Consider the following 7,475-nt stretch of genomic DNA (forward strand, 5'->3'; position numbering starts at 1 on the left):
TGGTCTAGAGCCTCTGCAGCCAGATTGCGGTACCTGATGCACATAGCATTCTAACTATAGTCAGGATGTCACTTTAGGACGTAAACGAGGATCCATGCCATGAGCGATCACGACGAACGCCGCCGTTTCCAGCGTATCCAGTTCGACGCCCCGACCAGGCTGTGCCAGGGCGCACGTTGCTGGGAGGTGAAACTGCTCGACCTGTCCCTCAAAGGCCTGCTGGTCGAACGCCCTAAACCCTGGGATCCCGACCTGAGCCAGGATTTCGAAGCCTACATCCTGCTCAACGACGAAGTGACCGAGGTGCAGATGCAGGTCGAACTGCGTCACGAAGAACCGGATCGACTGGGCTTCATCTGCCTGTACATCGACATCCATTCGATGAGCCATTTGCACCGTCTTGTGGAATTGAACGTGGCCGACAGCACCGAAATGATGCGTGAGCTGCGCGAACTCATCGAATAATGAAATCTCTTAGCTAGCTAATAGCCTCCCCACGTTGTGTTTCTTGTCTACCCAGACAGCTTTAGGCCTGGGTAGCAACGCTTTGTACACACCCCTCTAATACAGCTTTTGCCGAGTTGGTACGCCTTCTGCATTGGGTTTTCGCACATCCGGCGACCGCCCCTGTGCGCGCTCCGATCAAAATATTGTATACAATTCTTGTGGTAATCATTTGCAGGAACTGTCTACAGTAGCGACACAAAAATAAACAGAGAGCCTGCTCCATGACTACGTCCCCTAGCACGTCTCCCGCCAAGCGCCCCGAGGATGAAAACCTCGGCCTTGGTGCCAACCTGGCTTACGGTCTGCAGCATGTGTTGACCATGTATGGAGGGATCGTCGCGGTACCCCTGATCCTGGGGCAGGCCGCAGGCCTCAACGGCGCCGAAATCGGCATGCTGATTGCCGCCTCGCTGTTTGCCGGTGGCCTGGCCACCCTGCTGCAAACCCTCGGCCTGCCGTTTTTCGGCTGCCAGTTGCCCCTGGTGCAGGGCGTGTCGTTCGCCGGTGTGGCGACCATGGGTGCAATCCTCAGCAGCGAGGGCGGCGGTGGCCTGCCCGGCGTGCTCGGCGCGGTCATGGCAGCATCGCTGATCGGTTTTCTGATCACCCCGGTGTTCTCGCGCATCACCAAGTTCTTCCCGCCGCTGGTGACCGGTATCGTCATCACCACCATCGGCCTGACCCTGATGCCGGTGGCCGCCCGTTGGGTAATGGGCGGCAACAGCGCCTCACCGGAGTTCGGCAGCGTGGCCAACATCGGCCTGGCGGGGCTGACCTTCGCCATCGTGCTGCTGCTGAGCAAGCTGGGCAGCGCAACCATCTCGCGCTTGTCGATCCTGCTGGCCATGGTGCTCGGCACACTGATTGCCTGGGCGCTGGGGATGACCGACTTCAGCAAGGTCACCGAAGGCCCGATGTTCGCCTTCCCCACGCCGTTCCACTTCGGCATGCCGGAATTCCACATCGCCGCGATCCTGTCGATGTGCATCGTGATCATGGTCACCCTGGTGGAAACCTCGGCCGACATCCTCGCCGTGGGTGAGATCATCGATACCAAGGTCGATTCCAAGCGCCTGGGCAACGGCCTGCGCGCCGACATGGCATCGAGCATCCTGGCGCCGATCTTCGGCTCGTTCACCCAGAGCGCGTTCGCCCAGAACGTCGGCCTGGTGGCCGTGACCGGGGTCAAGAGCCGTTACGTGGTGGCCACGGGCGGTGTGATCCTGGTGGTGCTCGGCCTGCTGCCGGTCATGGGCCGGGTAATTGCCGCGGTACCAACCCCGGTACTGGGCGGCGCGGGCATCGTGTTGTTCGGCACGGTGGCGGCCAGTGGTATCCGCACCCTGTCCAAGGTCAGCTACAAGAACAACGTCAACCTGATCATCGTCGCGGCTTCGCTGGGCTTCGGCATGATCCCGATCGCCGCGCCGAACTTCTACCACCACTTCCCCAACTGGTTCGAGACCATCTTCCACTCGGGCATCAGTTCGGCGGCGATCATGGCCATCCTGCTGAACCTGATCTTCAACCACTTCACCACCGGCAACTCGGAAAACCAGTCCGTGTTCGCCGCAGCTTACGAGCGCACCATCCAGTACTCCGACATTTCCGCGCTGCGTGATGGCGACTACTTCAAGGATGGCAAGCTGTTCGATGCCGAAGGGAACGAAGTGCCGTTGCTGGAGCTGGACGAGCATGGCAACCAGACGGTCAGGCGTGCGGCAGTTGCCGAGCATTGATCGCTGATTGAGCGGTGAGAGGGGGCCGATGCGCATCGTCGGCCCCTTTTTCGTTTGCCTGTACCGGCCCTATCGCCGGCAAGCCAGCTCCCACAGGTACTGCACAGGATCTGCAAACTGTGGTCCTCCTGTGGGAGCTGGCTCCCACAGGTGCTGCACAGGATCTGCAAACTGTGGTCCTCCTGTGGGAGCTGGCTTGCCGGCGATAGGGCCGGGCCTGGCTACGAATTACTCGAACAATGCATCCAGGGCCTGTTCCAGGCGGGTGACGGCAATAACCTGCAGCCCCGCCGGCGACTCTTTCGGCGCATTGCCCTTGGGCACGATGGCGCGCTTGAAGCCATGCTTGGCCGCTTCCTTCAGCCGCTCCTGGCCACTGGGCACCGGCCGCACCTCGCCCGACAGGCCGATCTCGCCAAACACCAGCAGCCCATGGGCCAGTGGCCGGTTACGCAAGCTGGACATCACCGCCGCCAGCAACGCCAGGTCCGAAGCCGTCTCCAGCACCTTCACACCGCCCACCACGTTGAGGAACACGTCCTGGTCATGGGTGGGAATACCGCCGTGGCGGTGCAGCACCGCCAGCAACATGGCCAGGCGATTCTGGTCCAGGCCCAGGGTTACCCGGCGCGGGTTGGCCAAGTGGCTGTCGTCTACCAGTGCCTGTACCTCGACCAGCATTGGCCGGGTGCCCTCCCAGGTCGCCATCACCACACTGCCCGGCACTTCTTCCTGGGTACGGTTAAGGAAGATCGCCGACGGGTTGGACACCTCTTTCAAGCCCCGGTCGGTCATGCCGAACACGCCCAGTTCGTTGACCGCGCCAAAGCGGTTCTTCACCGCCCGCAACAGCCGCAGGCGGCCGTCGGACTCACCTTCGAAGTACAGCACGGTATCGACCATGTGCTCCAGTACCCGCGGCCCGGCCAGCGAACCTTCCTTGGTCACGTGGCCGACCAGGAATATCGCCGTGCCGCTCTGCTTGGCGTAACGCACCAGCAGCGCCGTGCTCTCGCGCACCTGGGCCACGCCGCCAGGTGCCGACTGCAACTGCTCGGTAAAGATGGTCTGGATCGAGTCGATCACCATTACCCGCGGTTTCTCGACCCGCGCCGTGGCAATGATGGTTTCGATGCAGGTTTCGGTCATCACCTTGAGCTGGTCCTGGGGCAAGCCCAAGCGCCGCGAGCGCATGGCCACCTGCTGCTGCGACTCCTCCCCGGTGACATACAGCGCCGGCATGCCAACGGCGATGTTGCACAAGGTCTGCAGCAGGATGGTCGACTTGCCGATGCCAGGGTCGCCACCAATCAGCACCACCGAGCCATCCACCAGGCCGCCGCCCAACACACGGTCCAGTTCGGTGCTGCTGGTGGTAAAGCGCGGGATTTCCTCGACACTGACTTCGGCCAGGGTCTTGATCTGCGCTTGCTGCCCGGTCCAGCCGGCGCGACCGCTACTGGGCGCAGCGGCACCGCCGCTCTCGATCATGGTTTCGACCAGCGTGTTCCAGGCCCCGCATTCGCCGCACTGGCCGGCCCATTTGGGAAAGGTCGCGCCGCACTCGGTGCAGCCATACAAGCGCTTGGCCTTGGCCATGGGTGAGGTCTCCTGGAAAAAACCGCCATGATAGCCGAGCAGGACGTGTCTCGAACGCCTCGGGATGCGACAAAACTATTCGTTCTAACCGCAGTCACTAACCCTGAACACGACGCATGAAGCGTTTAAGTGGCTTACACTGCGTTAACCTTACCTTTTGTTACAAGGAACCAAACATGGGCATGATCAGTGAGTTCAAGGCCTTCGCGGTCAAAGGCAATGTCGTCGACATGGCGGTCGGTATCATCATCGGCGCGGCCTTCGGCAAGATCGTCTCGTCCTTCGTCGGAGACGTGGTCATGCCGCCACTGGGCCTGTTGATCGGGGGGGTGGACTTCAGCGACCTGGCCATTACCCTGAAGGCTGGCGAAGGTGACATCCCGGCAGTGGTGCTGGCCTATGGCAAGTTCATCCAGACCGTGATCGACTTCCTGATCGTTGCCTTTGCCATCTTCATGGGCGTGAAGGCGATCAACAGGCTCAAGCGTGAAGAAGCCGTGGCGCCAACTGTGCCGCCTGTGCCTTCGGCTGAAGAGACCCTGCTGACCGAGATTCGCGATTTGCTCAAGACGCAGAACCAGAATCGGCTGCCTTGAGGTTGCTGGGGCCGCAAAGCGGCCCCAATAGCATTACCAGTAGTTTTCCACAGCCACCTGCCCCGGCCGCTTGCTCAGGCTCAGTTGCAGGTCACGCGCCTTCAGCACCTTGCGCGTCTCGTCGATCATCTCCGGGTTACCGCACAGCATCACCCGCGAATGCTCCGGCGACAGCTCCAGCCCTGCTGCCTTCTCCAGCTCACCATTCTCGATCAGCGTGGTAATGCGCTCATTCAGTGCCCCCGGGTGCTGCTCACGGGTCACCACCGGAATGAACTGCAACTTGCCCGCGTACTCGGCCAGGTAATCACGCTGTTCCAGCCCGGCAATTTCATCCACGTAGGCCAGCTCTTTCGCTTCACGCACCGAATACACCAGCTTGATGCTGTCAAAACGCTCCCAAGCCTCGAAGTCCTGCAGGATCGACATGAATGGCGCAATACCGGTCCCGGTTGCCAGCAGCCACAGGTCGCGCCCACCCACGAAGCGGTCAAGGGTAAGGAAACCGAAGGCCTGGCGGTCGATCAGCAAGGTATCACCTGCCCCCAGCCGGCTCAGCTCACTGGTGAACTCGCCCCCTGGCACCACGATGGAAAAGAAGTCGAGGTGTTCGTCATGGGGTGCGCTGACCATGGAATAGGCGCGCCACACCACGCTGCCATCGGCCTTGGTCACGCCAAGGCGGGCGAACTGGCCGGAACGGAAGCGGAACCCCGCATCGCGCGTAACCCGCAGGCTGAAGAGGTTCGGCGTGAGCGGCTGAACATCGAGCAGGGTCTGGCGGGTGAACTTTTCGGCGCTAGCGGTCATATCGGGCTCCAGGTTTGACGTGCGCACAGTGTCGCGCAAAGTGACCCGGATAAAAACCACTGCTTTGTAGGGCCTCATCAAGGGTGATCGCGCCGAAGTTGCAGAAAACTGTGAGCGCTATAACAAAAAATCCCAACGCCATGGTAGGTCTTTTCCTACAATGTTCCGGGTACCCAAATGGATTGGATCCGACACCCCGAGGAGCTTCAGATGCTTCACTGGAATCCCGAACACCTTCAGGCGTTCGTCAACGAACGCAGCCCACGGAAGCTGTTCGACATCGCAGTACATCTGGCACAAGACCTGGGCATGGACTACCTCGGCTTGAACCTGCGCATCCAGATCGCCACGCAGACACCCAGGGTGTACCTCTACAGCAACTACCCAGATGAGTGGATCGAGCGCTACCAGCGCGATGAGTTCTACAAGCAGGACCCGGCCGCCAACGTCAGCCACAGTTCGACCATGCCGGTGCTGTGGACCGACGAACTGTATCGTGAAGCCCCGCAATTTCGCGAAGCGGCCTGCCTGCACGGCTTGCGCCATGGCTGGACGCAATCACTGCACGACCTGCAGCACAACGAAAGCCAGATCAGCGTGGCCAGGCCAGCCGAAAAAATCGACATCGTCGAGCTTTACGACAAGGCCGGCAGCGTTCAGTGGCTGTGCCATACCCTGCATGCAGTACTCGGCGAACACCACCTGAACGCACTGTGCCCACCGCAACCTAAAATGAGCGAGCGAGAACTGGAAGTCCTGAAATGGTCGGCCGCCGGCAAGACCGCAGCCGATGTGGCGTGCATCCTCTCACTGTCGCAGAGCACGGTGAACTTCCATATCCGCAGCGTGATTACCAAGACCAACGCCGCCAACAAGGCCGGCGCCATCGCCATCGCCGCCCTGCGTGGCTGGATCTGACCCTCAAACCTGCGACCTTGGGCAAAGCCCTGTAGAATTGCCCGGCAAAGCCCGGGGCGAACCGCAACGGGCAGTTTCATACCCGAGCCAGACGCCATGCCCCTGTTGACCACCCCCTACGCCGAACTCGACCTGATCCGCCAGCCGGAACAGGCCAACGACCCACTGCAGGCTTTCGATGCCGCCGACGAGTACCTGCTTGCGCAGTTGCACGCACAGGCACCCGACGCCAGCTGCCGGGTGCTGGTGCTCAATGACAGCTTCGGTGCCCTGGCCGCCAGCCTGGCAGGCCGGCTGCAGGTGGTCAGCAGCGGCGATTCGCACCTGGCGCACCTGGCCCTGGAAAAGAACCTGGTGCGCAACGGCTTGCCGTTCGACAGCGTGCCCTTCGTGCCGGCCAGCGAACATTGGCAAGGCCCGTTCGACCGGGTGCTGGTGCGCGTGCCCAAGACCCTGGCCCTGCTTGAAGAACAGCTGATCCGCCTGCAGGGCCACCTGGCGCCTGGCGCGCAAGTGATTGCCGGGGCAATGATCAAGCACTTGCCCCACGCAGCCGGCGACCTGATGGAAAAGTACATAGGCCCGGTGCAGGCTTCGCTGGCGCAGAAAAAGGCCCGCCTGCTGACCGCAACGCTGGCCGAACGGCCGGCCGCAAGCTCGCCCTACCCTAGCCGCTACCGCCTCGACGCGCCGGCGCTGGAACTGGTCAACCACGCCAACGTGTTCTGCCGTGAAGGCCTGGATATCGGCACCCGGGCGTTCCTGCCGCATTTGCCACGCGACCTGGGCAACGCACGGGTTGCGGACCTGGGCTGCGGCAATGGCGTGCTGGCAATTGCCAGCGCTCTGGCCAATCCGGATGCCCAGTACACGCTGGTCGACGAATCGTACATGGCGGTGCAGTCGGCGCAGGAAAACTGGCAAGCCGCGCTGGGCGGACGCCCGGCGACCTTCATCGCAGCCGATGGGTTGGCCGGGGTGGAGAAGCAGTCGCTCGATGTGGTGCTGTGCAACCCGCCGTTCCACCAGCAGCAGGTGGTGGGCGATTTCCTTGCCTGGCGCATGTTCCAGCAGGCGCGCGAAGCGCTGGTGGTGGGTGGGGCGTTGTATATCGTGGGTAACCGCCACCTGGGCTATCACAGCAAGCTGGCGCGGTTGTTCCGGGGTGTGGAGCAGGTGGCGGCGACGCCCAAGTTCGTCATCCTCAAAGCCCGTAAATAAGCCTGTACCGGCCCTATCGCCGGCAAGCCAGCTCCCACAGGTGCAGCGTTGCCCAAGGGCAGTAGCTAACCTGTGGGAGCTGGCT

The 7,475-nt window shown here is 61.9% G+C and carries 7 protein-coding genes; 5 read left to right on the forward strand and 2 right to left on the reverse strand.

Annotated elements, in window-relative coordinates:
• Positions 1 to 99 precede the first annotated feature (99 nt).
• A complete protein-coding gene (locus JOY50_RS15675) occupies positions 100 to 465 on the forward strand; it encodes a PilZ domain-containing protein (RefSeq protein WP_019472671.1) in 366 nt (121 codons plus the stop codon).
• Positions 466 to 728: 263 nt separating this feature from the next.
• Complete coding sequence (locus JOY50_RS15680; RefSeq protein WP_019472670.1) at positions 729 to 2,246, forward strand: nucleobase:cation symporter-2 family protein; 1,518 nt, start codon at positions 729 to 731, stop codon at positions 2,244 to 2,246.
• 228 nt (positions 2,247 to 2,474) lie between these two features.
• Here the strand turns inward: JOY50_RS15680 and radA are convergent, their stop codons facing one another.
• On the reverse strand, positions 2,475 to 3,845 hold the full coding sequence (radA, locus tag JOY50_RS15685) for a DNA repair protein RadA (RefSeq protein ID WP_019472669.1): 1,371 nt from the start codon (positions 3,843 to 3,845) through the stop codon (positions 2,475 to 2,477).
• A 176-nt stretch (positions 3,846 to 4,021) separates the two neighbouring features.
• On the opposite strand from radA, the gene mscL reads away from it, so the two are divergent.
• Entirely contained in the window at positions 4,022 to 4,441 is a 420-nt protein-coding gene (mscL, locus tag JOY50_RS15690; protein ID WP_019472668.1) for a large-conductance mechanosensitive channel protein MscL, read from the forward strand.
• Between the two features lie 33 nt (positions 4,442 to 4,474).
• Here the strand turns inward: mscL and JOY50_RS15695 are convergent, their stop codons facing one another.
• The gene (locus JOY50_RS15695) at positions 4,475 to 5,251 is read right to left on the reverse strand and encodes a ferredoxin--NADP reductase (protein ID WP_026034600.1); all 777 of its coding nucleotides are present in this window, start codon (positions 5,249 to 5,251) and stop codon (positions 4,475 to 4,477) included.
• A gap of 210 nt (positions 5,252 to 5,461) precedes the next feature.
• Between JOY50_RS15695 and JOY50_RS15700 the strand changes: the two genes are divergently transcribed.
• Both JOY50_RS15700 and JOY50_RS15705 read left to right on the forward strand, forming a co-directional pair.
• Complete coding sequence (locus JOY50_RS15700) at positions 5,462 to 6,169, forward strand: autoinducer binding domain-containing protein (RefSeq protein ID WP_132842571.1); 708 nt, start codon at positions 5,462 to 5,464, stop codon at positions 6,167 to 6,169.
• 96 nt (positions 6,170 to 6,265) lie between these two features.
• Positions 6,266 to 7,390, forward strand: a complete 1,125-nt coding sequence (locus JOY50_RS15705) for a methyltransferase (RefSeq protein ID WP_138737485.1) — start codon at positions 6,266 to 6,268, stop codon at positions 7,388 to 7,390.
• Positions 7,391 to 7,475 lie beyond the last annotated feature (85 nt).

The organism is Pseudomonas sp. BP01 (genome assembly GCF_022760795.1).
Classification (GTDB): Bacteria; Pseudomonadota; Gammaproteobacteria; order Pseudomonadales; family Pseudomonadaceae; genus Aquipseudomonas; species Aquipseudomonas putida_Q.